The organism is Bradyrhizobium sp. SZCCHNS30572, assembly GCF_032484415.1.
Lineage (GTDB): Bacteria > Pseudomonadota > Alphaproteobacteria > Rhizobiales > Xanthobacteraceae > Bradyrhizobium.
In genome coordinates this window covers 81,990-108,976 of record NZ_JAUESY010000009.1, presented here as the reverse complement: position 1 = coordinate 108,976, position 26,987 = coordinate 81,990, and the positions used below count along the sequence as shown (strand labels likewise).

Below are 26,987 nucleotides of genomic sequence, written 5' to 3'. Positions count from 1 at the left end.
CTCCTGATGTCCCGGGAGCCCGCGCCTTCGCCGTGGTGGTCGCCGCAGCGGCACGCCGATGTCAGGCCGTTCCTGCTCGCCCGGACCGCCATCACCAGGGCGTTGCGGGCCTGGTTCGACGAGCAGGGGTTTACCGAGGTCGAGACCGGCATCCTGCAGGTGTCGCCGGGCAACGAGACCCATCTGCACGCACCGCGCACCGACCTGACGGCGCCGGACGGGACCCGGCACCGGCGGTATTTTCGGACCTCGCCGGAATTCGCCTGCAAGAAGCTGCTGGCGGCCGGGGAGCGGCGGATCTTCGAGTTCGCCCGCGTGTTCCGCGACCGCGAGCGCGGCGACCTGCATCTGCCGGAATTCACCATGCTGGAATGGTATCGGGCGGAGGTGCCCTACGACGCGATCATGGCCGACACGGTCGTGGTGATCGCCCATGCGGCTCAGGCGACCGGAATCCGGCGGTTCGCCTTCCGTGGCCGCACCGCGGATCCCTTCGCCGAGCCAGAGCTGCTGACGGTTGCCGGCGCGTTCGCGCGCCATGCCGGGATCGACCTGCTCGCGACCATCCGCGACGGTGCGGGCGACCGTGGGGCGCTGGCCCAGGCCGCCGCCGGCAAGATCCGGATCAGCGACGACGACACCTGGTCGGACCTGTTCAGCAAGGTGCTGGTCGAGCATGTCGAGCCGCATCTCGGGCAGGGTCGGCTCACGGTGCTCCATGAATATCCGGCGCCGGAGGCCGCGCTGGCGCGGGTGGCGGCCGACCCCCGCGTCGCCGAGCGGTTCGAGGTCTATGCCTGCGGCGTCGAGCTCGCCAACGGCTTCGGCGAGCTCACCGACGCCGCCGAGCAGCGCCGCCGCTTCGAGCAGGAGATGGCCGAGAAGGAGCGCCGCTATGGCGAGCGCTATCCGCTCGACGAGGACTTCCTCGCCGCCGTGGCCGCGATGCCGCAGGCGAGCGGCGTGGCGCTCGGCTTCGACCGCCTGGTGATGCTGGCGGCCGGCGCCACCAGGATCGATCAGGTGGTGTGGACGCCGCCGGCAGGTGAGCGATGAACAGGATCGAACGTCCGACCACGTTGCGCAGCGCCGAGGATCTCGTCGCGCAGGGCTTGGCTGACGCGGCGGACCAGCCGGCGCTGGCGCGCGTGGCGCAGCGCTATGCCGTGGCGGTGACGACGCATCTCGCCGACCTGATCGACGTCGACGATCCGAATGATCCGATTGCGCGCCAGTTCGTGCCCAGCACGGATGAGCTGAAGGCCGCGCCTGGCGAGCGCGGCGATCCGATCGGCGACGATTCGCATGCGCCGGTGCCGGGCATCGTGCACCGCTATCCCGATCGGGTGCTGCTCAAGCTGGTGCATGTCTGCGCGGTCTATTGCCGCTTCTGCTTCCGTCGCGAGATGGTCGGGCCCGGCAAGGACAATGCGCTGTCGGAGGAGGCCTATCGCGCGGCGCTCGACTACATCCGCGCACATGACGAGATCTGGGAGGTGATCCTCACCGGCGGCGATCCGCTGATGCTGTCGCCGCGGCGGCTGAAGGAGATCATGGCCGATCTCGCCGGCATCGATCACGTCAGGATCGTCCGTATCCACACCCGTTTGCCGGTCGCCGATCCCCAGCGCATCACGCCGGCGCTGGTTGACGCGCTGAAGGCGCCGGGCGCAACGACCTGGATCGCGCTGCATGCCAATCATCCGCGCGAATTGAGTCCGCCGGTGCGCGCGGCCTGCGCGCGGCTGATCGATGCCGGCATTCCCATGGTCAGCCAGTCGGTGCTGCTGCGCGGCGTCAATGATGACGCGGCGACCCTGGAGGCGCTGATGCGCGGCTTCGTGGAGACCCGCATCAAGCCGTATTACCTGCACCATGGCGACCTCGCGCCGGGCACGGCGCATCTGCGCACCACGCTGGCGCAAGGGCAGGCGCTGATTCGAACGCTACGCGGCCGGGTGTCCGGCCTGTGCCAGCCCGACTACGTGCTCGACATTCCCGGCGGCTACGGCAAGGCGCCAGTGGGGCCGCAATACCTCACTGCGGATGAAACTGTTGAGCAGGATCATGCGGCAGCTGCGCAAACGCGCTATCGTGTGATTGACTATTGCGGTGAGGCGCACCTCTATCCGCCCGCCGCGGGATGAAGTGTCCTGCCGATTCCGCTGACACGGAGGAGCAACATGAAGAAATTTGCGATCGCGATGGGGCTCCTGATGGCCGTCACCGATGGCATCGCGCTGGCGCAGAGCGGCAGCGGCTCCTCCGCCGGCACCGGATCGAAGAGCGGCATGCCGCCGCAGGCGCCGGTCGGCCATCGTCAGGTGCGCCCCAGCGACCTGCCGAAGGCCGAGCAGGCCGAGGACAATTCGATGAGCGGCACGACCAAGGAAGACCGCGAGCTCGATCGCAAGATCAAGGGCATCTGCCGCGGCTGCTGAGCGCGATCTGCGGCGCGCCCGACGCGCGCCGCTTGATCGGTCGTGAGTGTTACGCCGAGCGCTCACGCGGGGAGTTGCGAAGCGCCGCACGCCGGGCGGCGACGGCTTCGGCGAGCTGCTCCAGCACCTCCACCGTCGTGTCCCAGCCGATACAGCCGTCGGTGATGCTCTGGCCGTAGGTCAGTGCCACGCCCGGCTTGACGTCCTGGCGTCCCGCGATGAGGTGACTCTCGATCATCACGCCCATGATGCGCTGCTCGCCTGCGGCGAGCTGGCGGCCGACGTCGGCGGCGACCAGCGGCTGGTTCTCCGGCTTCTTGCTCGAATTAGCATGGCTGGTGTCGATCATCAGCCGCGCCGGCAGTCCGGACTTGATCAGCTCGGCCGCGGCCTGCTCGACATGGGCGGCGTCGTAATTGGGGCCGCTGCCGCCGCGCAGGATGATGTGGCAGTCCTCGTTGCCGGTTGTGGCCGCAATCCCCGAACGGCCGCCCTTGGTCACCGCCATGAAATGGTGCGGGTGGGCCGCGGATTTGACCGCATCAGCGGCGATGCGGATGTTGCCGTCGGTGCCGTTCTTGAAGCCGACCGGGCACGACAGGCCGGAGGCCAGCTCGCGGTGGATCTGGCTCTCGGTGGTGCGCGCGCCGATCGCGGCCCAGGCGACGAGGTCGGCGATGTACTGCGGCGTCGTCATGTCGAGGAATTCGCATCCCGCCGGCAGGCCGAGATTGTTGACGGCGGACAGCACGCTGCGCGCGAGCCGCAGGCCCTTGTTGATATCGAAGGAATTGTCGAGGCCGGGATCGTTGATCAGGCCTTTCCAGCCGACGGTCGTGCGCGGCTTCTCGAAATAGACCCGCATCACGATTTCGAGGCGGTCGGCGAGGCGTTCGCGCAAGGCGGCGAGGCGGCCGGCATAGTCGATCGCCGCGTCGGGATCGTGGATGGAGCAGGGGCCGACGATGACCAGCAGGCGGTCGTCGCTGCCGGTCAGGATAGCGTGGATCGCATTGCGCGCGGCCATCACCACACGGGTGGCGGTGAGGGTGCGGGGGATTTCACCCATCACCTCCGCCGGCAGGCTCAATTCCTTGATTTCCTTGATACGAAGATCGTCTGTTGTGCTCAGCACAGCGGGCTCCTGGGTCTCTTGGGTGGGCACCTGCCGGCAATAAAAAAGCCGCCAGGTCTGGCGGCTCGTTCGGATATCTTGCTGCAATGTGTCAGATTGAGCGCGATCCTCCCGCCGCCAGCGAGCTGTCGTAGCTAAAGTACCAATAAAAGCTGGTGGCGGCGTTGATCATGCCCATCCTATAGCGGCCGCGCGGCCGCTTGTCATCCCGAAAATCGAGCCCTCCGGCGTCAACCGTTGCGCGCGGCGAGCGCCATGCCGATCATCGACAGCCCGCCGAACAGCAGGTTGATGCCGACCAGCAGACCGATCGCCCACAACGCCGTGCCGGGCAGACCGGAAATGATGATGCCGGCGATCGCGATGTCGACCACGCCCGAGATTGCCAGCCACGACCAGCGCCCGGACAGCTCGCGGCGGTGCTCCAGCGCATACATGATGGTGGCGACGCCTTCTGCGAGAAAATAGACGCCGATCACGATCGTTAGCGTCACCGTCCCCTGGACCGGCTGCGCCACCAGGATGACTCCGGCGACGATGGCGAGCACTGCCGACAACAGCGACCACCAGAAGCCGGGCATGCCGCGGGCCCAGAAGGTGAGCGCGAGTCCCGCGATGCCCGAGATCAGGAACATCCAGCCGAGGAAGATCGTGACCGCGAGGCTTGCCAGCGGGGTGAGGATCATCGCGAGCAGGCCGAGAACGGCGAGCAGGATGCCCTCGATCAGGAAGGCCTTCCAATGCGCGCGCACGGCTGCGCCCATCTGCGACTTCATGCGCTCGAGCTCGGGCGGAATCGTATCCTGGGGAAGGGTCATGATCGTCACTCCGGGCAAGCTCACGCGCTTAACGCCGCGGCCGCCTGCCCACGCACATGGTGAGGACCTGCGGCCCGGACAAGCGCGCAATGCGCATTTGGTTGCTCTGCCGGCCCCGCGATGCCGGGATTATGCCGTCGTCCGAATCCGGTTGCGACCGAAAACATAGATCGTCGTTGTGACAATCAGAAGGGCCATCCCGATGATGATCGCGGTGAGACCGAGGGGAACCAGAACCGCGGCGACATTGCGGTCAGGGTTGAGCAGCCAATGCCGGATGGAGGTCAGCACGAATCCGAGCCCGACGAAGCCGGCGGCGCCGCCGAGCAGGAGCAGCGCCCACATCCTGCGCAGCTGGCTCAGCCTTGCCCGCGCCACCTCGGTGCGCGGCGTGTGGTGATGGGCGACCCGGCGCACCAGCCGCACGGCAAGGGCGATCGACGAGAACCCGATCAGCACGCTGATGCCGCCGAGCCAGAGGCGCGCGGCGGTGTCGAGGGTCGATGCCCGCTGCAGCAACAGCAATGGATAGTCGAAGGCCGCATGCAGCATCACGGGTGCGGCCAGCACCAGCGCCCAGCTCGACAGCCGCGCCCCTTCGCGATTGTGGCGGTTGGCGCCAAGCGCCGTACTGGTGCGGGCGATCGCGAGATAGGCACCGGCAATGATGCCGAGCGCGCCATGAAACGGCACGGTGAGCACGCTGCGCAGCACCGCCAGCGAGCGCCACATCTCGGCATGCTGGACGAGATAAGCCAAGTTCTCGTAAGCCGCGAAGCCGAGCCCGACGGCGGCACCGTAGAATACCGTGTCCATGGCATTGCCGACCTGCCGGCGCCGCGACCACAGCGCGGCGATCACCGCGACCTTGGCGAGCTCTTCCGGCAAGGCGACGCCAAAAAGGGCCCGGACCGCCTGGGCGATCCAGGGATTCTCCAATGTCAGCCCGACATGCTGGAACGGCGTCCTGATAATGCCGAGCAGGAGCACGCTGGCCGCCCCGAGCAGGAAGGCGGTCCAGATCTTGAGCGGAGGGCCTGAATTGTCACCGGCGGCGACCACCAGCCAGAGGATCAGCAGCGCGGGCGCGATCGCGGCGGTGCCGATCACGGTCGCGAGGGCTTCGAGAAGGTTCATTTGCGATGGCAAGTAAGCCATGGTCTCCGATCATCCAATGCGGCGGGGCCGAACCGACCCTCCACCACCCGCGCGGAGAATGGATTTGACATCGGTCCGTGGCCGCACGGCAAGATCTACATGTCGGCAGAATGAGCCGCCCTTCAAGGGAAAGAACCCCGTCCGGGGGCTCGATTGGGGGAGGGACCGCTGCAGGGCCGAGTGCAGCCGCCGTCGGCTGCCGCCCGGCTGGTCTCAACGGGGCCGGGAGGCTCTCGGCGCCGTCGCATCGCCGCCGCGCACCGGGGCCTCCTGGCGCGGTTCGACCGGGGTCCAGGCGTCGGTGCGGGAGGTGGTTGGCGCCTGGGCGGTCGTCGGCGTTTCCACGCAGCTCAATCGTGGTGTCGGGTCGGCCACACGCCGGCATTCCAGACCTTCAGCGAAAGCGGCCTGACTGATCGCGCACGCAACCAGAACAATCGAAAGAACTCTCATGGTGCCCCTCGGAGCAGGCTTGGGTCGCCCGTGATGCAGGCTCGACTCGGTCGTGCCATTCGATGATGCCCAGCTTGGCCGCAAAAGCGTGCAAATATTTGACCATTCTCGCCGTCATTCAAAAATTCTTCCGAAATTCGCGCGTGCATTCCATGAGTTGCAAGCGATGCGAGCGTTTTTCGCTGGCGCAAACGCGAAGCCCTTTCGCTCCGTTGCGGTGCCAAGGCGCGGCAGCCGGCGCCGAACTGCCATTTGCCCCCAGCTTGCTCGGCATGGGCGGCCGGGCGGGCTTGATGCGGCGAAGGGATCATGGTCGGTTGCCGCGATGAATTCGCCGTCTTGGTCAGCTTCCGACAGAGCCTGTGGTCCACGCTATCGCCGTGGCTGGGTCGACGACGCCGTGGCGGCCATCGAGGCCGACCAGTGCCGGACCGCCGACACGCACTTGATCCGGCTGATCGTGCCCGCGCTCGCCGGCATCGACATCTACCTGAAGGACGAATCGACCCACCCGACCGGGAGCCTCAAGCATCGGCTGGCTCGATCGCTGTTTCTCTATGCGCTTTGCAACGGCCACATCCGGGAAGGCACGCCCGTGGTCGAGGCCTCCTCCGGGTCGACAGCGGTATCGGAAGCCTATTTCGCGCAGATGATCGGCGTGCCGTTCTACGCGGTGATGCCGCGCACCACCTCGGAAGAGAAGATCGCCGCGATCACGCATTACGGCGGCAATTGCCATCTCATCGATGACGGCCGGTTTCTCTATGCCGAGGCGGCCGCGCTCGCGAGCCGGCTCGGCGGCCATTACATGGACCAGTTCACCTTCGCCGAGCGCGCTACCGACTGGCGCGGCAACAACAACATCGCCGAGTCGATCTTCAACCAGTTGCAGGGCGAGCGCCGTCCGCTCCCGGAATGGATCGTGATGGGCGCGGGCACCGGCGGCACGTCGGCGACGATCGGCCGCTATCTGCGCTACCGCCGGCATCCGACGCGGCTGTGCGTCGCCGATGTCGAGCATTCGGCCTTCTTCGACGCCTTCTGCAACGGCGACAGCGCCCGGACGTGCGAACGGCCGTCGCTGATCGAGGGCGTCGGCCGTCCGCGCTGCGAGCCATCCTTCGTGCCGGGGGTCGTGGATCGCATGATGAAGGTGCCGGATGCCGCCTCGGTCGCGGCGATGAACGTCCTGACGCGGCGGCTGCGCCGGCCGGTCGGCGGCTCGACCGGGACCAACTTCCTGGCGCTGTGCCGGCTGGCGGCCGAGATGCGGCAGGATGGACAGAGCGGCTCACTGGTCACGCTGATCTGCGATTCCGGGGAGCGCTATCGCCAAACCTATTACGAGCCGCAATGGCTCTCCGCGCGCGGTCTCGACCCCGCGCCGTACGAGGCAGCTCTGTCCGCCTTCCTCGACACCGGTGCGCCGCTGCGGCTCGAGGTTGCCGATGCGGAGAACCCGCTGCGCGCCTGAACGCCTCCGGGGGGGCGTCGCGGACCGCGGCGAGCGGCATCCGGATGCCCGGCATCGTGCGCGATCCCTGATCTGGATCAACGAAGGACGCGACGGATTGCGCTTTGGTCCGACCCCGAACAGGCCTCCAAGGGCGCGCCGGAACGCAGGTTCGGGACGCGAGCAGGGGAAGGACGGATCAGGTGATGAACTACGACAGCTATTTCGACCGTGCCCTCGACCAGTTGCACCAGGAACGGCGCTATCGCGTCTTCGCCGATCTGGAGCGCCTCGCCGGCCGCTTCCCCCGCGCGATCTGGCATTCGCCGGAGGGGCCGAAGGATGTCGTGATCTGGTGCTCCAATGACTATCTTGGCATGGGCCAGCATCCGAAGGTGATCGGCGCCATGGTCGACGTTGCCGCGCGCATGGGCACCGGCGCCGGCGGCACCCGCAACATCGCCGGCACCAACCATCCGCTGATCGAGCTCGAGCGCGAGCTTGCCGATCTCCACGGCAAGGAAGCGGCGCTGGTGTTCACCTCGGGCTACGTCTCCAACGAGACCGGCATCTCGACCATCGCGAAACTGCTGCCGAACTGCCTGCTGCTGTCGGACGCGCTCAACCACAATTCGATGATCGAGGGCGTCCGCAAGGCCGGGAGCGAGAAGCAGGTCTGGCGGCACAACGACCTCGCCCATCTCGAAGAGCTGCTGCGGGCGGCCGATCCCGACCGTCCCAAGCTGATCGTCTGCGAGAGCCTGTATTCGATGGATGGGGATGTCGCGCCCTTGCACCGGATCTGCGATCTCGCCGAGCGTTATGGCGCGCTCACATACGTCGACGAGGTCCATGCGGTCGGCATGTACGGCCCGCGCGGCGGCGGCATCGCCGAGCGCGACGGCGCGATGGCCCGCATCGACATCCTCGAGGGCACGCTCGCCAAGGCCTTCGGCTGCCTCGGCGGCTACATTGCCGCCAATGCCAATCTGATCGACGCCGTCCGCTCCTATGCGCCGGGCTTCATCTTCACCACAGCCTTGCCGCCGCCGGTTTGCGCCGCCGCGACCGCCGCGATCCGCCATCTCAAGACCTCGCAGTGGGAGCGTGACCGGCACCAGGACCGGGCGGCGCGGCTCAAGGCCGTGCTGAACGCCTCCGGGCTGCCGGTCATGCCGTCCGACACCCACATCGTGCCGGTGCATGTCGGCGATCCCGAGAAGTGCAAGACGGCGTCCGACCTGCTGTTGTCCGAGCACGGCATCTACATCCAGCCGATCAACTATCCGACCGTGCCGCGCGGCCTGGAGCGGCTGCGCATCACGCCATCGCCTTACCATGATGACGGCCTGATCGACGCCCTGGCCGAGGCGCTGGTCGACGTCTGGGACCGGCTCGGCCTTGCGCGGGCGCCGCAGGCGCTGGCCGCGGAGTGAGCCGTTTCCGCTGACCTGTCACATCGGTCTGTCAGTTTGATCTGCCGCAATGCCGCCCGCGCTCGCGCGGGCGTAGTCTGTTGCGTTCAGGGAAAATGCCGGTTCGGCAAGGCCCAGCCGGCGCACAGGCGAGGGCGGCCATGGCAAGGATCATCGAAGCGCTGCTGCAGGAGCACGAGAATCTCGAGAAGCTTCTCTCGGTGCTCGAGCACGAATTGGAGCTGTTCGATCACAATCGGCGGCCGGACTACGACATCCTGCAGAGCATCATCGCCTATTTCGAGGACTATCCGCAGCGCTGTCATCATCCCAAGGAGGAGATGATCTTCGGCAAGCTGCGCGAACGCGACCCTGCCGCGGCCGCAGCCTATGGCGACGTCGACGACGAGCACGAGACCGAGGCGCAGCGGCTGCGCGGCTTTGCCGACGCCGTGAACGCGGTGCTGTCGGACCAGGAGATCCTGCGCGAGAGCTTCCACGCCGCCGTGCATGAGTTCATCGACAGCCAACGCGAGCATCTGCGCAAGGAGGAGACCCTGCTGTTTCCCGCGGCGCTGCGCGCCCTTCAGGCGGAGGATTGGGCCGATATCGACGCCCGCATGTCGGACCGCAAGGACCCGCTGTTCGACGGCGACGTCGCCGAGAAATTCCACAATCTCGAGCGGACCATCCTGCGCTGGGAACAGGAGGCGGAGCAGGCGCGCGCCACCGCCGGTTGATGGCGTTTTGCCCAATTGCGCCCCGCGACCGGTGGACTATAGTTCCAGCGGGGCAGGCACTCTTTCGCGGAGCTGGCTATGGCCGCTTTGAACACTGGGCTCGATCCGGTCCGAGGTTCGTCGAATGCAGGGGCAGGGGCAGATGCGGCCCGAACGCCTGCGCAGGTCCCGATGGCGCAGCAGAGTGCCTTTGGTAGCCACGGCTATGACATGTATCCCCAGGAACTCGTCCGGCTGTCGGGTTGCCAGGAGCAGGCGCTGCGCCGTGAGACGAAGCGCGCCTTGCAACTGAGCTGACGGTCTTGTCCGATCTCGCCGCTCGATGGTCCCCGCGCTGGTTCATGGCCGGAACGCAAACCCCGGATCATGGTTGTAGTTCATGATCGTGGTTATTCCGGTATACGTGCGTTAACCTATCATTAACCAGATCGCGCGACCCTGTTCGCATACCCCAGGAATGCGACGGAACCGGACGGCCGGAGCCGGCAGTCGCGACAAGAGGCCGGCGGCGTAACGCCCGCCGGCCTTTTTGCGTGGGCGGGTCAGCTGGAATTGACACCGCACCCTTGCGTCAGTTGCGCCGCGCCAGCGAGCGTAGGAAGCCCTGATATTCCTCGTTCAACTCCATATCGACGGCAGGCGCGAGCTTCAGCAGGACATTGGCGATGAACGCCTGGTCGTTGCGCGGCTCCTCCAGCACCTCGCGCAGCACCGGGACGTTGTCCTCGATGTGATGCAGAAAGGCGACGCCTTTCTCCGCCGTCTCGGTCCAGCGCGCCCGCGTCCATTTCGCCAGCGGATACATGATCTCGTGGACGAAGTTCGACTTGCGCGCCTTCTCGAAGAAGCGCAGTCCGGCGCTCCAATATTCCTTGGCGCGCAGCGGCGGTGGCGGCAGATCGCCTGTCAGCATCTTCTTGCCGGCCTGGCCGACGAAATCGTCGAGCGTGGTCGGCGCATCGATCGTGGCGCGGAAGTGCCACAGCGCGAACGAGCCGGGAAAATCCTTGCCCATGCCGTCGAGCAAGGCGGTCTCGACCTTGTCGACCGCGGCCTTGTCGCCCTTCAGCGACGCCGTCATCGCGAAGGCGAACAGCGCGTCGTTGCCGACCTCGTGGACGCCGCCGTTCTGCAATTGCGCCGCCGACAATGCGGGTGTCTTGCCGTCGGCAGGCACCGCGGCCTCGCCGGCGCGCTGCGCCTTGATGAAGGCGGTGATCTCGAGCCAAGCTATGAGGTTGGCGATGAAGGCGTCGGGATCGACATGCACGATGGCGAGATTGAGCGGCTCCTTGCGTGTTCTCAGCTCGGTCATGTCGGTCATGTCGCACTCCGCCGCAACTCGCCGCCGAGCGGTCTGTCGCCTTTGCGACACGATGGCTCGTTCGACGAGAGATGCCGGGAAGGGCAGCAAGAAGGGTGCCATGGTCTTGTCAGGCTTGGTCTTGTCGGGCTCGCGGCCACAGCGCGGTCCGCGGAACGAGTTTTGCTCGTGGTCCTTCGATTGCGATGGGTCGCAATGGAGCACGAGGCCAGCGAATGTTCACCCGCGTCTGCAAGGCCGACACCATCGACGAAGGCGGCATGCGCCTCGTCATCGCCGACGCCCAGCTCATCATCCTTGCCTGGCCCGACAATGGCGAGCTCAAAGCGTTCCAGGGCGTCTGCCCGCACACGGCGGCGCCGATGGAGGAGGCCGGCTTCGACGGCCGCGTGCTCAGTTGCCCCGTGCACAATTGGACGTGGGATGCTTTCACCGGTACGCCGCTCCGCCCGCCGGAGAGCGCGCTGGCGCTATATCCGGTCAAGGTCGAGGACGGCGTGGTCTCCATCGACACGGACGGTATTGCTCCGCTGTTTGCAGCGCGTTGAGCACGCGGGAAGAGACCGGAAACACCGCCACGGGGTGGCTTGCCCGGCCGGCGAAACGCCTCTATACGTTCGGCGCGCGGCACGGAATCACCGTCGGTGGTTCAGCCGACCTCGCAGATCATCGCCTCAAGCGGCTGATTTGCTGAAGGTTTTACCGAAACGTGCAAGCGGCGATGGCACCGGGGCCTCGTGCCCTCTGGCATCGTGCGTATTGCTCCCTTCGTCTATCGGTCAGGACGCCACCCTTTCACGGTGGAGAGAGCGGTTCGATTCCGCTAGGGAGCGCCACTCCGCGCCGGCTTTCCTTCCATCTCCGATCTTGAAACGGACGGTTTGCGCCGAGACGCGGTTGGCGCGAGGTTCTGCAGCCATGAATCGCACGTGCAGTTCGGGGGTCCGGTCAACCGTCCATTAGGGTCCTTGCCGTACTGCAACGGGCGAGCAGGAGCAGGATGATGGCCGCGCCCAAGAAGCGGGAAGCCCGCAAATCGATGAAGCAGCCGGCGTGGATCACGCTGGATGGCGGGTTCGCCGTGCGCCATTGCCTGGTTCAGGACATTTCCAGCGCCGGCGCCAAGCTGACCCTGCAGGACGCGGCGGCGCTGCCGGCGACCATCCGGCTCGCCTTCGCGCGCGACGCAAGAACGGGCCGCCAGTGCCGGGTGGTGTGGCGCCGCGGCGCCTCGGTCGGCGTCAAGTTCATCGGCAAATAGACGGCCGGTGTCGCTTCGCTGCGGCAGACGCGCTAACAAGCGGCATGTGTCGATCTCTCATCCTGGGCGTCCTCGCGGTGCTCGCCGCCGTGACCGTGGCAGCCGCTGGCTCGCCGGGGTCGTCGCTTCTTGCGCCATCGCTTCCCGGGCCGAAGGCGGCTGGACCGAATAAGGCCGCACCCCGTTCAGGCGCCGCCATCAGCAATCCCTGCGCGTCCTACGGCGCCAACTTCGTACGCGTCGAGGGAACCGATACCTGCGTGAAGGTCGGCGGCGCCCTGCGCGTCGAGATGGGCACCTCGACCAGCCGCTGAGGTGCTCACGACAGCGGCGGCGCGATGTGGCGGATGAAGGCCGGGCGTTGCGCGATCTGTCCGTACCAGCGCGCGAGGCTCGGCAGCTCCGGCTTGACGACACCTTCGACTCCGAACCAGCGCCGGGCATAGGCGCCAAGCGCAATGTCGGCGAGCGTGAAATGCTCGGCCTCGACGTGGCTGCGCGTGGTCAGATGCGCGTCGAGGATGCGCCACATCGCCGCGGCGTCGTCGGCCGCCTTCTGCAAGGCGGCCATGTCGCGCTGCTCCGGCGGCGTTCGCACCAAGCCCCAGAACAGCGGACGCTCGATCGGCTGCACCGTCGACAGCGTCCAGTCCAGCCAGCGCTCCACCGCGGCGCGGTGCTGTGGCGTCGTTGGATAAAGCGGCGTGCCGTCGCCATAAGCGAGGCAGAGATAGCGCATGATCGCGTTGCTCTCCCACAGCACGAAATCGCCATCGACCAGCGTCGGGATGCGGCCGTTCGGATTCATTGCGAGATAGTCCGCCTCGTTGTTGCGGCCGTACTGCATGCCCGCGTCGATACGGTCATAAGCGACATCGAGCTCGGCGAGACACCACAGCACCTTCTGCACGTTCACCGAATTGGGGCGGCCCCAGATCGTCAGTCTGTCGTCGGCGGACACGTTCGGCTCCTCTCTGGGCGAGCGTCATCATTAGCGCATGTTACGCAAAAAGCCCCGCTCGAAGCGGGGCTTTTCCGACGAACGCATCGTTCGCGGCGATCAGTGGCCGAAGAACAGCCAGAGCAGAATGATCACCGGAATCGGCACGCCCAACAACCACAATAGAAGTCCTCGACCCATCTCGGCCTCCTCGTATCCTCTCCATCAATCGGAGCGACAACGCGAGGGTGGCCACGATGTTCCGGCTTGATCATGAAGGCGAATGACTCACCAATGTCCGGTGTTCGGCATCGACAGCCAGGGCTCGGCCGGCGCCTTCGGCTCGCCCTTCTGCAACAGCTCGATCGAGTGCAGATCGGGCGAGCGGATGAAGGCCATGTTGCCGTCGCGCGGCGGCCGGTTGATGGTAATGCCGAGCTTCATCAGCCGGTCGCAGGTGGCGTAGATGTCGTCGACCTCATAGGCGAGATGGCCGAAGAAGCGGTCCTCGCCATAGCTCTCCTCGTCCCAATTGTAGGTGAGCTCGACCAGCGGGGCGCCACGCGTCGGCGGCAGGCTCTTCAGCAGGTATTCATCTTCGGGTGCGCAGAGAAACACCAGTGTGAAGCGACCCTTGTCGTTGTCGATCCGGCGCACCTCCTTGAGGCCGAGCGCATCGGAATAGAATTTGAGCGCGGCGTCGAGATTGCGCACGCGCAGCATGGTGTGGAGATAACGCATCGTGTCTTCTCTCCCTGAACTCGAAGCGGATGGTCAACGGCCGCCTGCGGACGCCGATCCATAGCAGCAATTCGCCCGCCCGTGTATCGAGCCTGATGCTGCGGCGGCGCCGGCTCGCTCGGATGTGCGGTGCGCGCGACGACGCATTCGACGGGGCTGCGCGGTGTTGCGAGAGCCCCTCCGTATGCCAGCGAATCGCTGTTTTGGCAGTGATTCGCGGCATGGATGGACGAGCGCGATGCGACCGCATGCAGGGATTTCAGCATGTTTCGCCTGCAATGTGCGGCCAAAATCACGCAGCACCGTCGAAAATGCCTGGAAATATAGGGGAAAATGAATCGCTTGCTCCGTTCGATCGCCATCGCAGCTTGACTTCTGCGCGCTCCGTTGGAATTTTGGCGCCGCTGTGGGTGCTTCGGGGCCCCTTGAAATGCAGGAGAATCCCGAAAATCGCGGGGTGATACGCCACTAGACGACTGAAGTCCCGGCTGTGCAATGCAGCCAGAAAGCCCCGACCAGTCTGCGCAGCAATGCGCTGATAGCCGCGCAGTCGTCACGTCATTCACCGGTATCAATCACAAGGAGATACGATGGCTACCCAACTTTCCAAGTCGCAACTGATCGAGAAGATTGCGACCTCGACCGAGCTGTCCAAGCGCGACGTCAAGAACGTCATGGAGACGCTCACCGACGTCGGCCACAAGGAGCTGAAGAAGAACGGCGTGTTCCTGGTGCCGGGCTTCGCCAAGTTCGTCGTCGTCAAGAAGCCCGCCGTGAAGGCGCGCAAGGGCACCAACCCCTTCACCGGCGAAGAGATGATGTTCAAGGCCAAGCCGGCCCGCAAGATCGTGCGCGCCCGCCCGGTCAAGGCCGCCAAGGACGCGGTTGCCTGATCTGACCGTCAGTCACGGTCGTGATCACGTCAGAGGCCTCCTGAAAAGGAGGCCTTTTTCGTTGCGGGCTGTGGGGTTGCAGCGCGGCTGAGCGTTGCGGTCGCCGAAGCGCCGACGTCCCCGGACCGCGAAGGTTGGCACCGCGGGGGCCCGAAAAACGACAGCAGCGCCAGCGCGACGGAATATCTTCGTCGCGTGGCGCCACCCTCGAAACTGGGCCCTGAAATCCCCAGTACTGATGTGTCTCGGGGAGGTGCAGGAAGGTTCAACGGTCTTTGCGGGAACATTGACCGGCCCGTACGCCCTCCGGCCTGCGCGGGAGCGCCGTCGCGCGCGCTGGGGAGAAGCCGGTGGATATGGCGCAGCAAGCCGTTGATCCGCGATCCGAAGGGCCCAGGCGAGGAGCTGTGGATAAGCGTTGGATCGGCTGTGGATGAAGGCCCGGCGCTCGCCCGCAAAGCTCGGCTTCAGCGGCGCTCGCCGGTCAGATCCGCTCCGTCGTCCGCTGCTATTTCAGGCGCCGCACCGGCCGCCTCGGTCCTGGGATGACAGGACGCAAGCACGACGAATCCGCCATAGCCGATGATGTTGAACAGAAGTTCCAGCCAGGATGCCATCGCGGATTTCCCTCATGGCGGTGAACGTGTGGCGACGGTCACGGTTCCAACGCGCGCGGCGGTGAGCCGGGCTGCAACCAACTCCCCCGCATCTGCGTTGTTTGGACGCATGGGAATTGGAGGACATTCGATCATGAGAAAGACATTGGCTGTTCTGGCGACCGCGGGCGCCGTCGCCATCACCGCACTCGCGGCACCCGCACCGGCACAGGCGCGCGGCATCGGCCCGGGTCTCGCATTCGGCCTCGCGGCGGGAGCGTTGACCGCCGGCGCGATCGCGGCCTCGCACCCGTATTACTATGGTCCGGGCTACGGCTACGGGTACTACGACTACGGCCCGCGTTACGTCTACGCGCCCGGGCCGTATGCCTATTACGGCGGACCGTACTATCATCGCTACCACCACTGGCGTCATCACTGGTAAGCGCCGGTCGTGAAAAGGAGAGCCCGGATGGCGAAAGCCTCCGGGCTCTTTTTTCATCCCTGCTATTCCGCGGCCTCGCCGCGCTGCGCCTTCTTCCACGCCAAGCGGGCATATTCCTCGCGTTCGCGCGCGAACTTCTCCTGGGTCGACTTGAACCGTGCAATCCTTGCGGTGATGTCGGCGCGCTCCTTCGCGCGGCGGTCGTCCTGCGTCTCGTTCTGCCTCACGGATCCTCTCTGCTCCGGTCGCTATCCGGCGAGCCTCGCCCTGAGACGCGTGACAAACTTCCTGGCGAATCGCTGGCGCGATGTGGATGTCCGATTGGGGCGTGATTGCGGACGCTCGGCGCCGGCTGCGGGCGGCTCGCGCGTTTTGCTGGGGACGGTGGGCGAGCAACGCCTACGTCTTCCGGTAGACACGGAACAATCCGACTCGTTTCGCTTGCAGTTGCGTCGTTCACGACTGGTTCCGGCGGATGCGGAGTGACGCAACGACACAGCCGGGGCCGGCCACGCTCAGAGGCGGGAGCCAGCTTGCCGTGCTATGAAGGGAGGACGATGATGATGCGAGGTTTCATGGTTCGGGGCCGCCGCTGATGATTGCATCCGATCTGCACGACGGGGTGAACCGCCTGGGAGACATGATCGCTGCGGCGCGGGTGATCGTCCCCTTCACCGGTGCTGGAATATCGACCGAGACGGGCATTCCGGATTTCCGTTCTCCCGGCGGTCTATGGACGCGCAACCGGCCGATCCATTTCGACGAATTCGTCGCCAGCCAGGAGGCGCGGGACGAGGCTTGGCGGCGGCGCTTCGCGATGCAGGGGACGTTTGCCGCGGCGCGGCCCGGCCGCGGCCACCTGGCGCTTTCGTCGCTCTACCGTGCGGGGAAAATTCCGGCCGTCATCACTCAGAACATCGACAACCTGCACCAGGACTCCGGTTTCGCCCCGGATCACGTCATCGAGCTGCACGGCAACACCACCTACGCGCGATGCATCGGATGCGGGCAGCGCTATGAGCTCAACTGGGTGCGCGAGCGCTTCGAGGCCGACGGTGCCGCGCCGGATTGCCCCGAATGCGCGGAGCCGGTGAAGACCGCGACGGTATCCTTTGGTCAGTCGATGCCCGAGCATGAAATGCAGCGTGCCAGCGAACTCGCGCAGCACTGCGATCTGTTCGTCGCGATCGGCTCGTCGCTGGTTGTGTGGCCGGCCGCGGGCTTTCCATTGATGGCAAAGCGGGCTGGCGCGCAACTCGTGATCATCAACCGGGAACCGACCGATCAGGACGACGTTGCAGACCTCGTTATCCACCACGACATCGGCGAAGTACTCGGATCGTTCGTCCGTAATTGAACGGAAATTGATGCATTTTTGTCGGCATCTCTGTTCATATGCCTCACTGAAACCGATTTTTATCTATGCGCGGCACGAGGGAATGTTATCTTTGATTCGAGAGATTCGCGTGACTCATCGTGGGTATAGGTGGTGAGCACGTGTATGAGGGCGCCGTTGCAGGGGTGGCGGCTCACAATTCATATGTGAGGTCCGGGGTTATGGGGTCGGACGGATTTGAGTCCAAGAAGCTTGGGGTGCCGGTCGTTGGTGTATCGACACCAACCCGGCTCGGGGCGGAATATCAAACCGGCGTCGCGCGCGACTCGGCAATCGATGCGATGACCGGTCTTGGCGAGAACCTCGTCGAAATCAGCGGTGTCATCAAATGGTTCGACGCCTCCAAGGGATACGGTTTCATCGTTCCCGACAATGGCTGGCCGGACGTGCTGCTGCACGTCACGGTGCTCAGGCGCGACGGCTACCAGACCGCCTATGAAGGTGCTCGCCTGGTGGTGGAGTGCGTGCAGCGCTCCAAGGGCTACCAGGCCTTCCGCATCGTCTCGATGGACGAGTCGACGGCGATCCATCCGGCGCAGATGCTGCCGCCGCGCACCCATGTGACGGTCACGCCGACCAGCGGGCTGGAGCGAGCCCAGGTCAAGTGGTTCAACCGGCTGCGCGGCTTCGGCTTCGTGACCTGCGGGGAAGGGAGCCCGGACATCTTCGTCCACATGGAGACCCTGCGCCGCTACGGCATGACCGAGCTGCGCCCCGGCCAATGGGTGCTGGTCCGCTACGGGCCCGGCTCCAAGGGCATGATGGCGGCCGAGATCCACCCCGAGACGGGCTCGCCGGCATTGTCCTCGCACTGAGCGGATGTTTCCTGCGACCACCGCATTTGACGGCCCCGGAACGGCGTTTCCTGGGGCCGTTTTTCATGCCGGCTCCATCTTCACGGACGGGCCGCAGTCTTGCTGCGGAGGCCGCGACCGTGTAGTGACGGGTCCTCGAGGACAATCGTCCTTCGAGACCATCGGGGTATAGCGCAGCCTGGTAGCGCGGCAGTTTTGGGTACTGCAGGTCGTTGGTTCGAATCCAGCTGCCCCGACCATCTCCGCAGCGGCGCGGCTTCCCAGGTGAGGCCAATTGCTGGTGCGAACTCCGGCTCGACGCTCACGATAGCGAGAAGGATTTCGGCCAGGCCGCCAGCCGTCAATCGGCACGAGCGACCGCGAGCGCGGCTGGGCCAAAAAAAAATTCGGATGCTCCCGCAGCGGCAAAACCCGGGAGCATCCGAAGTGTGCGGGTGAATCCGGGGAAGGAACATCCGCTGGTCGTCAGCATCCTCTGAATCGAAATCTCGCGTCTTTGCGCTAAATCAAATCAGGCGCAGGAGGCGGTTCGCGCGCCGACCGTGCCGAGGTCGCGGCGGGCGGATCAGCGCGCCAGCTCGTCCTGCGCCAGCCGGCCGTCGATGATGTGCACGCGCCGGTGCATCTGAGCGGCGAGGTTGAGGTCGTGCGTGACCGCGACGACAGTCTTGCCGCGCAGCGTGACCAGATCGCGCAGGATGCCGAACACCTGCGCGGTCGCGGCGGTGTCGAGGCTGCCGGTCGGCTCATCGGCGAGGATCACCGGCGGATCGTTGGCGAGCGCGCGCGCCACCGCCACGCGCTGGCGCTGGCCGCCCGACAATTTGTCCGGCGTCTTGCGCAGATGCTCGGCCAGCCCAAGCGACGCCAGCAGCTCCTCGGCGCGCTGGGTGATGGCGCGCGGCGACAGCCGTGCCAGCGCGCGCATCGGCAGCGCGACGTTCTCGGTGATCGAGAATTCGGGCAGCAGGAAATGAAACTGGAAGACGAAGCCGAGCCGCGACAGCCGCACCGCGGCGCGCTCATCCTCGCTCATGCCGGTCGTCGAGCGGCCGTCGATCAGCACGTCGCCCTGGCTCGGCAGGTCGAGCAGGCCAAGCAGGTAGAGCAGGGAGGATTTGCCCGAGCCCGACGGTCCGGTGATGGCGATGAGCTCGCGCGGATGGATCACGAGATCGATGTCGGCGACCAGCGTCACCGGCACCTCGCCAGGCAGCACCTTCGTCACTTGCCGCGCCTCGATCAGGGGCGGGCTCACGTCGCCCCCCGGATGATGTCGACCGGATGCAACCGCGCCGCGGCGCGGGCCGGAAAGTAGCCGGCGACCGCGCTGGAGATCAGCGCGACCGCGCCGGCCAGCAGATAGTGCTTCAGCGAATACAGCACGGGCAGATGATTGTAGTCGGAGAACGGCGTCTTGAACTCAAGCGAGGCCAGCCCGCGGGTAAGCAGGTAGCCGAGCGCCCAGCCGAGGGCGGCACCGGTCAGGCCGATGAACAGCGCCTCGACGATGAAGATGGTTCGGACCGTGCGGTCGCGGAAGCCGAGCGACTTGAGGATGGCGATGTCGCGGGTCTTCTCGTGGGTGATGGTCGAGATGATGTTGTAGGTGCCGAAGCTCGCGACCAGCAGGATGGCGCCGACGATGGTGTACATCAGCACGTTGCGCAGCGTGATCGCCGCCAGCAGGTCCTCCTGCGCCTCCTGCCAGGAGACCGCCTTGTAGCCGGTCTGCTCGCCGATGCGCTCGCTGATCAGGCGCGCCTGCATCGGATCGTTGGTGCGGACGCGGATCTCGTTGATGATCCCGGTCTGGCGCTCCAGGATCTGCGCGGTGCGCAGCAGCACGTAGCCGGTGGTCTCGTCGGTGCCGCGGAAGCCGGAATGGAAGATGCCGACGACGGTCGCGTTCATGCTGATGCCCTGGGCCGAGGCGAGCGTGATGTTGGAGTTCACCCGCGCGCCGATCTTGGCCGCGAGCCGGTCGCCGAGCAGGATCGCGTGCGAGGACCGGTACAGCGAATTGAGGTTGCCCTGCCGCATGTGGCTCGCCAGCGTCGAGACTTGGCCCTCCGTGCGCGGATCGATGCCGATGATTGCGACCGTCAGGTTGCGGCCGGCGAAGCGCAGCACGGCTTTGGACTGCACCGACGCCGTCAGCGCGCCCGGCACCCAGCCCTGCAGCGAGGCGATGGTGGCCATCGGGTTCTTGATGCCGGGACGGCGGATATTCGGGGTCAATCGATGATATTCGGCCGCCGCATAGACTTGGTCGGCCGGCTGGCGGGTCGGCTGGCGCAGTTCGTCGGTGATCGAAATGTGCGGCAGCGCGTCGACCAGCGTGCGGATGAAGTCGTCCTGGGAGCCCTCCATCATCGCCGCCATCATCACCGAAAACGCCACGCCGGTCATGACGCCGGCGATCGCGACCAGCGTCTGGCGGGCGCGGTGGCGCACATGGGTCCAGGCGATGGTCAGGACGAGGCTCATGGCACGGACGTCTCGGGCTCGATCACGCGAATCCGCTCGCCGTCCTTGATGTCGGCGGTCGCCGGCGCCGCGACCAGCTCGCCCTCGCGGGCGCCGTCGAGGATCTCGACCGCCGCGGAGCCGCGGATGCCGATCCGCACCGCGCGCCGGTGCACACGGCCGCCATCGATCACCATGAGGCTGTTGTTGACGACGGCATTGGCCGGCGCAAGCAGCGTGTCACCCGTCTCGCGGCTGACGATGTTGGCCTCGACGCTCATGCCGACGCGCAGCGGCGTGTTGTCGGGCAAGCCGATCCGCACGCGGAACGTCTTGGCCACGGGATCACCCGCCGGCGTGATCTGCTTCACCGTCCCGGGCAGGGCCTGGTTGCCAAACGCATCGGCGCGTAGCAGCGCCTTCTGCCCGACCTGGACACGGGGGATGTCCTCCTCGTTGACGTCGGCGACGACCCAGAGCGGCTTCTCCAGGCCGACGCGGTAGAGGATGGTGCCGGGATCAACCATGTCGCCGACCTCGCCGTCCTCCTTGAGGACGACGCCGTCCATCGGCGCCACCAGCTTGAAGTAGTCGAGGCGCTGGGTCTGGGCCGCGATCTGGGCGCGGATGCGGGCGAGATCGCTTTCGGAGCGCTGGTACGCTTGCGAGGTGGCCGCGCCGCGTGCCAGTAGCTGCGTCTGCCGCTCGAATTCGAGGCGCTGGAATTCCTCCTGTGCGCGCAGATCGTTCAAGGTGGCCAGCGCCTCCTTGTCGTCGAGCCGCGCCAGCACGTCGCCGGCCTTGACCAGTTTGCCTTCGCAGCGGCAGCGCTCGACGATGCGGCCGCGGACCAGGGGCGTGCTCCGCGACCACGTCTCCGGCTCCACCGCGCCGGTCGCATACACGATCTCGGCCGCCGTGCCGCGGGTGATGCGGGCGGTCGCGATCAGCGGTCCACGCAGCCACCATGCGGCAAGCCCAGCCAGCGCGCCGAACAGCAGGATGATCGAGAGCAGGCCGCGCCACGGAAAACGACGCCGGCCGCGATCGACGGCCGGCGGGGCAGCAATGGCGTTGGATCGGTCCGGCGTCAGCATGTCCATGATCGAACGGACCCTGCGACGGGAGAAAGGCTATACTTAGCCGGCAGTGCCCGTCGCCACGCGGGGCGGAGCCATCTTGAAGTGCTGTTTGGCATAGGCGACGATCTGGCGATCGGTCGGGTGATCGGCAGCTTCGACGCCGACGATGCGCTTTCCGACCGCAGGATGCTTCTCGTGCAGGTACTTGGCAAGCTCGGTCTTGGCGCCGGCCGGGCCGATGATCAGGATCTCGCCGGCGTCATCGAGCGCGTGCGCGACCTCCTCGAGGAAATTCTTGTCGGGCGCCGCGTGGCCGCTGCCGATCTCGTTGGCCTTGTGGTGCAGGTGCTTGGTCTGCAGGTGTGGATGCAGCGTCAGCTCGTCGGCACCGGTCAGTCCGATATGGAACACCTTGGCCTCGCTGTGATCGAGCCACACGACGGCATGGAAATGGGTCGGCATATTCTGGTCCTTGTCAGCAAATCGCCGCGTGGCGGCCTTGCGCGTTCGCCATGGAACGCGCGCCGCGGAAGGCGGCACTCGTTGTGAAGCAAACCTTAGCGAGCCCGATCGTGGCCGGCTTGATGCAGGTCAACGGACGCGGGACCGCCCCCGCGCCCCTGATGCGCGGGGTTTACTTCGGCGCAGGCGGCTTCGGCAGCGGCTTGTCCTGCCGCTTCGACCAGGAGATGTAGTAGGCCACGGTGGTCATGATCGCGATGCCCGCCGCGCTGACGAGGATCTGCGCCAGCAGCGAACCTGAGCTCAGCATCAGGGTGAAGTGGCCGATGAAGGACAGGAACACGCCGACGCAGAACACCGCCAGCGACTGTTGGCCGCAGACGATGAGGGGATCGAACGCCTTCCACTCCAGGCCCGGCCATTCCTTCGGCACGAACCGGATGACCAAAATGACGATCACCACGAAATGCAGGAAGCGGTACGGCGCGAGATTGGTCTTGTCGTTGGGATTGAAGGCCGAATAGAGCCAGTTCGGAAACATCGATCCGAGTTCGGGGAAGCGGCCGGCCATCGTCATGACCAGCGCGAGCACCATATAGGCGATGCAGAAATACAGCGTGGCCGGCGCCATGATGATGCCCATCGAGCGGCGGGCTCCGCCGAGCGCGCACCACGAGCCGAACACGAACAGCACCTGCCAGCAATACGGATTGAAGTACCAGGTGCCCGCCGGATAGGCCGCGAAATTCCAGCCCATCTGTCGCGCCACGAGCCAAAGCACGATCGAGGCGATCATGGTCAGGTCGGGCTGGCGCAGCATCATCCACAGCACCGGCGGGAAGAAGCCCATCAGCACGATGTAGAGCGGCAGCACGTCGAGATTGACCGGCTTGAACTTCAGGATCAGTCCCTGGGCCAGCGTATCGCTGGCGTGGTCGACGAGGCCTGCGACGTTGAACTCGTCGATGATCTCGGAGACGCCGAACCGCGTCGCCAGATAGCTGATGGCCACGATATAAATCACGAACAGCACGATGTGGGCGACGTAGAGCTGCCACACCCGCTTGAACAGCCGGGTGGCGCCGACGATGAAGCCGCGGTCGATCATCATGCGCGCATAGACGAACGAGGCGGTATAGCCGGAGATGAACACGAACAGGTCGGCGGCGTCGCTGAAGCCGTAATTCCGCGTGGTGATCCAGTTCACCACATTGTCCGGGATGTGATCGAGAAAGATCGCCCAGTTGGCGATTCCGCGAAACAGGTCGAGCCGAAGGTCGCGCCCTCGCTCGGGCAGCGTGGCATTGATTTTCATGGCCGCTTCAACGCACTGTTTTGAATGGAAAGCGTTCGGGGAGCAGAGGCGCCGTGGCAGTCGACCGAGATTGTCACGGGACGGCAGAATGACTATACGGGGCACGATAGACGGTCATGTCCAGGATGGGAATCACCGTTCCGTGCCGACGCTTGCCTGTACCCCATCCCGGCCGTTTCCGCCAAACGCATGACGACGCAGCTTCCAGGGGCTCTTCCAGCCATGACCGCACGCATTTTCAAGCCCGCCAAGAACGCGATGCAATCGGGCAAGGCCAAGACCCGGGACTGGCAGTTGGATTATGAGCCGGAGCAGCCGCGTTCGGTCGAGCCGCTGATGGGCTGGACGTCCTCCTCGGACATGAAGCAGCAGGTCACCTTGCGCTTCGACACCAAGGACGAGGCGATCGCCTATTGCGAGCGCAAGGGCATTCCCTATCAGGTGATCGAGCCGAAGGAGCCGGTGAAGCGGCAGATCGCCTATGCCGACAATTTCTCGTTCCGCCGCGGCGAGCCCTGGACGCATTGAGGGGCCGGCCCGGCCGTCGTCCGTTCACCCTGTTTGAGGCGGCCCGCCGGGGTTGGGCAGCGGCGCGTCCTTGGACAGGCCGAGCACCGGGAAGCTCCTGATGGCCCGGACGCCGGGCAGGGCGGCGAACTGGCGGAGCTGGCGGCTCATGCCTTCGACCCCGGTCGACACGCATTTCAGCAGAAAATCCGCATCTCCCGACAGCCGCCAGCATTGCTGGACCCAGGGCAACGTCACGATCGCGGCCTCGAACGATTCCAGCGCCGTCTGGTGCTGGCTGTCGAGCTGAATCGACACGAACACGACCACCTCATAGCCCAGCGACCGTTCATCGACGCTGGCGCGGATGGACTTGATCACGCCGCTGCTGCGCAGCGTCCGCACCCGGCGCAGGCAGTTCGGATGCGAGATCCCCACCCGGTCGGCGAGCTCGTTCATGCGGATCCGGCCATCGGCCTGGAGCTCCGCCAGGATCCTGCGATCGATCGCGTCGAGCTCCGGGCTGCCAGCCATCGGCGCCGCCCGTTCAGCCGGTCGGGTGATCAGGCCGGCCACCGCCGGCCTGATCGGGCCCGGCGGTGCGCGGCATGACGCCGGAGAGCACGAGCTTCTCGTGGGCCGCGATGATCGCCTCCCTGGTGAGCCGGCCGCCAGGACGGTACCAGCTGCACAGCCCGGTCAGGAGCGCGATGATGGCAAAGGTCGCGACCTGGATGTCGTCGACGTCGAACACGCCTTGCGCCACACCGTCGCCGAGGATGTCGGCCAGCCGGCGCTCATAGGCGCCGCGCAGCGCCACCACCGCCTCATAGTTGCGGGGATCGAGGCTGCGCAGCTCCGAATTGGCGATGAAGACCTCGCGCTTCCGGGTCATGTGATAGCTGACGTGGAAGGCGACGAACGCCCGCAGGCGTTCGACGGGGCCATGGGTGTCGCGCAGCGCTTGGTCGAGCTCGCGCAGGAGATTGTTGATGTGGTCCTGGATCAGCTCCGCCAGCAGCTCCTGCTTGGTGCTGATGTGATTGTAGAGCGAGCCTGGCTGGATGCCGACCTCGGCGGCGAGCTGGCGGAGGCTCATGGCCTCATAGCCGTGCTGGAAGATCAGCCGCAGGCCGGCCTTGCGGATCGCCTCCATCGTCGTCGGACCATGTGACCCGATCGTGCGCGCCATCTCGTCCTCGCTGGACCGTCCCGGTGCCGATCGCGGCGGATCCGCCACGGGAGGGGCCCGTAGTGAAGTCTGAAAATTCCGTGGTCTCAAGCAAATGCTGCTCGCCCCGGACCCTACAACAATCCGCTTGAGAATAGAATTTAAAAACGTATGATCGTTTAATTCGAGAAGGACGGACGGCCGCAGACCGGGCCGCCGACGGGCAGGGAGGACAGCATGCGGGCAAAGATGGTACACCCGGGCTCTCAGCGGCCTGAACGGCCGCGACCGCTCTGACGCGTGCTCCCACGGCTTCCCCCTCCAGCCTCGCAACGAAGACGCCGGTCATGACGCTTCACTCCACGATCGATCCATCGTCCTCCGATTTCGCCCGCAATGCCGACGCCATGCGCGCGCTGGTCGCCGACCTCAGGACGAAGCTGGGGCAGGTCGCCGAGGGCGGCGGCGAGGCCTCGCGCAAGCGGCATCTGTCGCGCGGCAAGATGCTGGCGCGTCAGCGTGTGGACCTGCTGCTCGACCCTGGAACGGCGTTCCTGGAGCTGTCGCCATTGGCCGCGCACGGGCTCTATGGCGGCGACGTCCATTCGGCGAGCATCGTCACCGGCATCGGCCGCATTGCCGGCCGCGAATGCGTCGTCGTCGCCAACGACGCCACCATCAAGGGCGGCACCTACTACCCGATGACGGTGAAGAAGCACCTGCGCGCCCAGGACATCGCGCGGCAGAACAACCTTCCTTGCGTCTACATGGTCGATTCCGGGGGCGCGTTCCTGCCGCTGCAGGACGAGATCTTCCCGGACGAGCGGCATTTCGGCCGCATCTTCTACAATCAGGCGCAGATGTCGGCGCAAGGCATCCCGCAGATCGCGATCGTGATGGGCTCGTGCACCGCCGGCGGCGCCTATGTGCCGGCGATGTCGGACGAGAGCATCATCGTGCGCAATCAGGGCACGATTTTTCTTGGCGGCCCGCCGCTGGTGAAGGCGGCGACCGGCGAGGTCGTCACGGCCGAGGAACTGGGCGGCGCCGACGTGCATTCACGCCAGTCGGGCGTCACCGATCACTACGCACAGAACGACGCCCATGCGATCGGCATCGCGCGTCGCATCGTCGGCACGCTGAAGCCGCCGGGCGCGCGCAGCGCGCTGAATATGCGCGAGGTGCGCGAGCCGCGCTATGCGGCGGAAGAGATCTACGGCGTCGTGCCGGTCGACGGCCGCAAGCCGTTCGACGTGCGCGACATCATCGCGCGGGTGGTCGACGGCTCGGAGTTCGACGAGTTCAAGAAGCTCTACGGCCAGACGCTGGTGTGCGGCTTCGCCCACATCTGGGGTCATCCGGTCGGCATCATCGCCAACAACGGCATCCTGTTCAGCGAGAGCTCGCTGAAGGGTGCGCATTTCATCGAACTGTGCTGCCAGCGCAACATTCCGCTGGTGTTCCTGCAGAACATCACCGGCTTCATGGTCGGCAAGAAATACGAGGCCGGCGGTATCGCCCGTGACGGCGCCAAGCTGGTGACTGCGGTCGCGACCGCGTCGGTTCCCAAGTTCACCGTGGTGATCGGCGGCTCCTACGGCGCCGGCAATTACGGCATGTGCGGCCGCGCCTATGCGCCGCGTTTCCTCTGGATGTGGCCGAACGCGCGCATCTCGGTGATGGGCGGCGAGCAGGCCGCGATGGTGCTGAGCCAGGTCCGCCGCGACGGCATCGAGGCCAAGGGCGAGAGCTGGCCTGCGGAAGAGGAAGAGAAATTCCGCAGCCCCATCCGTGCGCAATACGAGGCCCAGGGCAATCCCTACTACGCGACGGCGCGGCTGTGGGACGACGGCGTGATCGATCCCGCCGATACCCGCCTTGTGCTCGGGCTCGGATTGTCTGCCGCCGCCAATGCCCCGGTCGAGCCGACCAAATTCGGCCTGTTCAGGATGTGATC

At 65.9% G+C, this 26,987-nt stretch carries 31 protein-coding genes and 2 tRNA genes; 18 read left to right on the top strand and 15 right to left on the bottom strand.

Translation table 11 applies throughout. The features are described from left to right. The first annotated feature begins 6 nt into the window (after positions 1–6). Genes epmA through QX048_RS25555 form a run of 3 tightly spaced genes read left to right on the top strand, consistent with a single transcriptional unit; the run spans position 7 to position 2,441 of the window. Positions 7–1,056 (top strand): EF-P lysine aminoacylase EpmA, encoded by a 1,050-nt coding sequence (gene epmA, locus QX048_RS25565; protein ID WP_315751647.1) that lies wholly within the window; start codon positions 7–9, stop codon positions 1,054–1,056. Further along, positions 1,053–2,147, top strand: a complete 1,095-nt coding sequence (locus QX048_RS25560) for a lysine-2,3-aminomutase-like protein (protein WP_315826899.1) — start codon at positions 1,053–1,055, stop codon at positions 2,145–2,147. The genes epmA and QX048_RS25560 overlap by 4 nt, the downstream gene beginning before the upstream one ends. 36 nt (positions 2,148–2,183) lie before the next feature. Continuing rightward, a complete protein-coding gene (locus QX048_RS25555) occupies positions 2,184–2,441 on the top strand; it encodes a hypothetical protein (protein ID WP_315712092.1) in 258 nt (85 codons plus the stop codon). 49 nt (positions 2,442–2,490) lie between these two features. On the opposite strand, the gene QX048_RS25550 is transcribed toward QX048_RS25555, so the two are convergent. The 3 genes from QX048_RS25550 to QX048_RS25540 all read right to left on the bottom strand — a co-directional run bounded on the left by QX048_RS25550 (position 2,491) and on the right by QX048_RS25540 (position 5,552). Beyond that, positions 2,491–3,576, bottom strand: a complete 1,086-nt coding sequence (locus tag QX048_RS25550) for a 3-deoxy-7-phosphoheptulonate synthase (protein WP_315826900.1) — start codon at positions 3,574–3,576, stop codon at positions 2,491–2,493. Between the two features lie 230 nt (positions 3,577–3,806). Further along, positions 3,807–4,394 (bottom strand): HdeD family acid-resistance protein, encoded by a 588-nt coding sequence (locus QX048_RS25545; RefSeq protein WP_315712090.1) that lies wholly within the window; start codon positions 4,392–4,394, stop codon positions 3,807–3,809. 129 nt (positions 4,395–4,523) lie between these two features. Further along, positions 4,524–5,552: a PrsW family intramembrane metalloprotease gene (locus QX048_RS25540; RefSeq protein WP_316200762.1), complete on the bottom strand. Its 1,029-nt coding sequence runs from the start codon at positions 5,550–5,552 to the stop codon at positions 4,524–4,526. A 778-nt stretch (positions 5,553–6,330) separates the two neighbouring features. Between QX048_RS25540 and QX048_RS25535 the strand changes: the two genes are divergently transcribed. From QX048_RS25535 to QX048_RS25520, 4 genes are all read left to right on the top strand, one after another. Further along, on the top strand, positions 6,331–7,479 hold the full coding sequence (locus QX048_RS25535) for a PLP-dependent cysteine synthase family protein (RefSeq protein ID WP_315712086.1): 1,149 nt from the start codon (positions 6,331–6,333) through the stop codon (positions 7,477–7,479). Positions 7,480–7,664: 185 nt separating this feature from the next. After that, positions 7,665–8,894: a 5-aminolevulinate synthase gene (hemA, locus tag QX048_RS25530; protein WP_315712085.1), complete on the top strand. Its 1,230-nt coding sequence runs from the start codon at positions 7,665–7,667 to the stop codon at positions 8,892–8,894. A 140-nt stretch (positions 8,895–9,034) separates the two neighbouring features. Next, positions 9,035–9,613, top strand: a complete 579-nt coding sequence (locus QX048_RS25525) for a hemerythrin domain-containing protein (RefSeq protein ID WP_315712084.1) — start codon at positions 9,035–9,037, stop codon at positions 9,611–9,613. Between the two features lie 78 nt (positions 9,614–9,691). Beyond that, entirely contained in the window at positions 9,692–9,910 is a 219-nt protein-coding gene (locus tag QX048_RS25520; protein ID WP_315751642.1) for a hypothetical protein, read from the top strand. Positions 9,911–10,184: 274 nt separating this feature from the next. On the opposite strand, the gene QX048_RS25515 is transcribed toward QX048_RS25520, so the two are convergent. Beyond that, positions 10,185–10,937, bottom strand: a complete 753-nt coding sequence (locus QX048_RS25515; protein WP_316191235.1) for a hypothetical protein — start codon at positions 10,935–10,937, stop codon at positions 10,185–10,187. Positions 10,938–11,152: 215 nt separating this feature from the next. Here QX048_RS25515 and QX048_RS25510 point away from each other — a divergent pair, with 215 nt between their 5' ends. The 4 genes from QX048_RS25510 (at position 11,153) to QX048_RS25495 (ending at position 12,512) form a co-directional block, all read left to right on the top strand. After that, the gene (locus QX048_RS25510) at positions 11,153–11,485 is read left to right on the top strand and encodes a Rieske 2Fe-2S domain-containing protein (RefSeq protein WP_316191236.1); all 333 of its coding nucleotides are present in this window, start codon (positions 11,153–11,155) and stop codon (positions 11,483–11,485) included. Between the two features lie 213 nt (positions 11,486–11,698). Further along, positions 11,699–11,773 (top strand) — tRNA-Glu (locus QX048_RS25505). A gap of 167 nt (positions 11,774–11,940) precedes the next feature. After that, positions 11,941–12,198 (top strand): PilZ domain-containing protein, encoded by a 258-nt coding sequence (locus QX048_RS25500; protein ID WP_315826902.1) that lies wholly within the window; start codon positions 11,941–11,943, stop codon positions 12,196–12,198. 44 nt (positions 12,199–12,242) lie between these two features. Further along, positions 12,243–12,512: a porin gene (locus QX048_RS25495; RefSeq protein WP_316191237.1), complete on the top strand. Its 270-nt coding sequence runs from the start codon at positions 12,243–12,245 to the stop codon at positions 12,510–12,512. A gap of 5 nt (positions 12,513–12,517) precedes the next feature. Here the strand turns inward: QX048_RS25495 and QX048_RS25490 are convergent, their stop codons facing one another. Both QX048_RS25490 and QX048_RS25485 read right to left on the bottom strand, forming a co-directional pair. Continuing rightward, positions 12,518–13,159: a glutathione S-transferase family protein gene (locus QX048_RS25490; RefSeq protein ID WP_315712077.1), complete on the bottom strand. Its 642-nt coding sequence runs from the start codon at positions 13,157–13,159 to the stop codon at positions 12,518–12,520. A gap of 267 nt (positions 13,160–13,426) precedes the next feature. Beyond that, positions 13,427–13,879 (bottom strand): VOC family protein, encoded by a 453-nt coding sequence (locus QX048_RS25485; protein ID WP_315712076.1) that lies wholly within the window; start codon positions 13,877–13,879, stop codon positions 13,427–13,429. A gap of 590 nt (positions 13,880–14,469) precedes the next feature. Here QX048_RS25485 and QX048_RS25480 point away from each other — a divergent pair. After that, positions 14,470–14,772 (top strand): HU family DNA-binding protein, encoded by a 303-nt coding sequence (locus QX048_RS25480; RefSeq protein WP_172109121.1) that lies wholly within the window; start codon positions 14,470–14,472, stop codon positions 14,770–14,772. Positions 14,773–15,239: 467 nt separating this feature from the next. Here QX048_RS25480 and QX048_RS25475 read toward each other — a convergent pair whose 3' ends face one another. Further along, positions 15,240–15,389 (bottom strand): hypothetical protein, encoded by a 150-nt coding sequence (locus QX048_RS25475; protein ID WP_315712075.1) that lies wholly within the window; start codon positions 15,387–15,389, stop codon positions 15,240–15,242. Positions 15,390–15,522: 133 nt separating this feature from the next. On the opposite strand from QX048_RS25475, the gene QX048_RS25470 reads away from it, so the two are divergent. Next, complete coding sequence (locus QX048_RS25470; RefSeq protein WP_316191238.1) at positions 15,523–15,813, top strand: hypothetical protein; 291 nt, start codon at positions 15,523–15,525, stop codon at positions 15,811–15,813. 62 nt (positions 15,814–15,875) lie between these two features. Here the strand turns inward: QX048_RS25470 and QX048_RS25465 are convergent, their stop codons facing one another. Then, entirely contained in the window at positions 15,876–16,040 is a 165-nt protein-coding gene (locus QX048_RS25465) for a hypothetical protein (protein ID WP_315712073.1), read from the bottom strand. Between the two features lie 368 nt (positions 16,041–16,408). On the opposite strand from QX048_RS25465, the gene QX048_RS25460 reads away from it, so the two are divergent. The 3 genes from QX048_RS25460 to QX048_RS25450 all read left to right on the top strand — a co-directional run bounded on the left by QX048_RS25460 (position 16,409) and on the right by QX048_RS25450 (position 18,263). Continuing rightward, the gene (locus tag QX048_RS25460) at positions 16,409–17,170 is read left to right on the top strand and encodes an SIR2 family NAD-dependent protein deacylase (protein WP_316173688.1); all 762 of its coding nucleotides are present in this window, start codon (positions 16,409–16,411) and stop codon (positions 17,168–17,170) included. A gap of 200 nt (positions 17,171–17,370) precedes the next feature. Beyond that, entirely contained in the window at positions 17,371–18,024 is a 654-nt protein-coding gene (locus QX048_RS25455) for a cold-shock protein (protein ID WP_315712071.1), read from the top strand. Positions 18,025–18,186: 162 nt separating this feature from the next. Then, positions 18,187–18,263: transfer RNA gene (locus QX048_RS25450), tRNA-Pro, on the top strand. A gap of 326 nt (positions 18,264–18,589) precedes the next feature. On the opposite strand, the gene QX048_RS25445 is transcribed toward QX048_RS25450, so the two are convergent. The 5 genes from QX048_RS25445 to QX048_RS25425 form a co-directional block, all read right to left on the bottom strand. After that, the gene (locus QX048_RS25445) at positions 18,590–19,282 is read right to left on the bottom strand and encodes an ABC transporter ATP-binding protein (protein WP_316191239.1); all 693 of its coding nucleotides are present in this window, start codon (positions 19,280–19,282) and stop codon (positions 18,590–18,592) included. Then, complete coding sequence (locus tag QX048_RS25440; protein ID WP_315751634.1) at positions 19,279–20,514, bottom strand: ABC transporter permease; 1,236 nt, start codon at positions 20,512–20,514, stop codon at positions 19,279–19,281. Before QX048_RS25440 ends, QX048_RS25445 begins: the two co-directional genes overlap by 4 nt. Then, positions 20,511–21,590 carry an efflux RND transporter periplasmic adaptor subunit gene (locus QX048_RS25435; protein WP_315712067.1) on the bottom strand — a complete coding sequence of 360 codons (1,080 nt, stop codon included), beginning with the start codon at positions 21,588–21,590 and terminating at the stop codon, positions 20,511–20,513. Before QX048_RS25435 ends, QX048_RS25440 begins: the two co-directional genes overlap by 4 nt. Positions 21,591–21,632: 42 nt before the next feature. Continuing rightward, positions 21,633–22,037, bottom strand: a complete 405-nt coding sequence (locus tag QX048_RS25430; RefSeq protein ID WP_315712066.1) for a translational machinery protein — start codon at positions 22,035–22,037, stop codon at positions 21,633–21,635. A 172-nt stretch (positions 22,038–22,209) separates the two neighbouring features. Beyond that, the gene (locus tag QX048_RS25425) at positions 22,210–23,352 is read right to left on the bottom strand and encodes an OpgC domain-containing protein (protein ID WP_315712065.1); all 1,143 of its coding nucleotides are present in this window, start codon (positions 23,350–23,352) and stop codon (positions 22,210–22,212) included. Positions 23,353–23,574: 222 nt separating this feature from the next. Here QX048_RS25425 and QX048_RS25420 point away from each other — a divergent pair, with 222 nt between their 5' ends. Continuing rightward, the gene (locus QX048_RS25420; RefSeq protein WP_315751632.1) at positions 23,575–23,880 is read left to right on the top strand and encodes an ETC complex I subunit; all 306 of its coding nucleotides are present in this window, start codon (positions 23,575–23,577) and stop codon (positions 23,878–23,880) included. A 24-nt stretch (positions 23,881–23,904) separates the two neighbouring features. Here the strand turns inward: QX048_RS25420 and QX048_RS25415 are convergent, their stop codons facing one another. Both QX048_RS25415 and QX048_RS25410 read right to left on the bottom strand, forming a co-directional pair. Then, positions 23,905–24,393 carry an Lrp/AsnC family transcriptional regulator gene (locus tag QX048_RS25415; protein ID WP_315826945.1) on the bottom strand — a complete coding sequence of 163 codons (489 nt, stop codon included), beginning with the start codon at positions 24,391–24,393 and terminating at the stop codon, positions 23,905–23,907. Between the two features lie 13 nt (positions 24,394–24,406). After that, positions 24,407–25,051 carry a TetR/AcrR family transcriptional regulator gene (locus tag QX048_RS25410; protein WP_315826909.1) on the bottom strand — a complete coding sequence of 215 codons (645 nt, stop codon included), beginning with the start codon at positions 25,049–25,051 and terminating at the stop codon, positions 24,407–24,409. Positions 25,052–25,377: 326 nt separating this feature from the next. Between QX048_RS25410 and QX048_RS25405 the strand changes: the two genes are divergently transcribed. Further along, the gene (locus QX048_RS25405) at positions 25,378–26,985 is read left to right on the top strand and encodes a carboxyl transferase domain-containing protein (RefSeq protein WP_315712061.1); all 1,608 of its coding nucleotides are present in this window, start codon (positions 25,378–25,380) and stop codon (positions 26,983–26,985) included. Positions 26,986–26,987 lie beyond the last annotated feature (2 nt).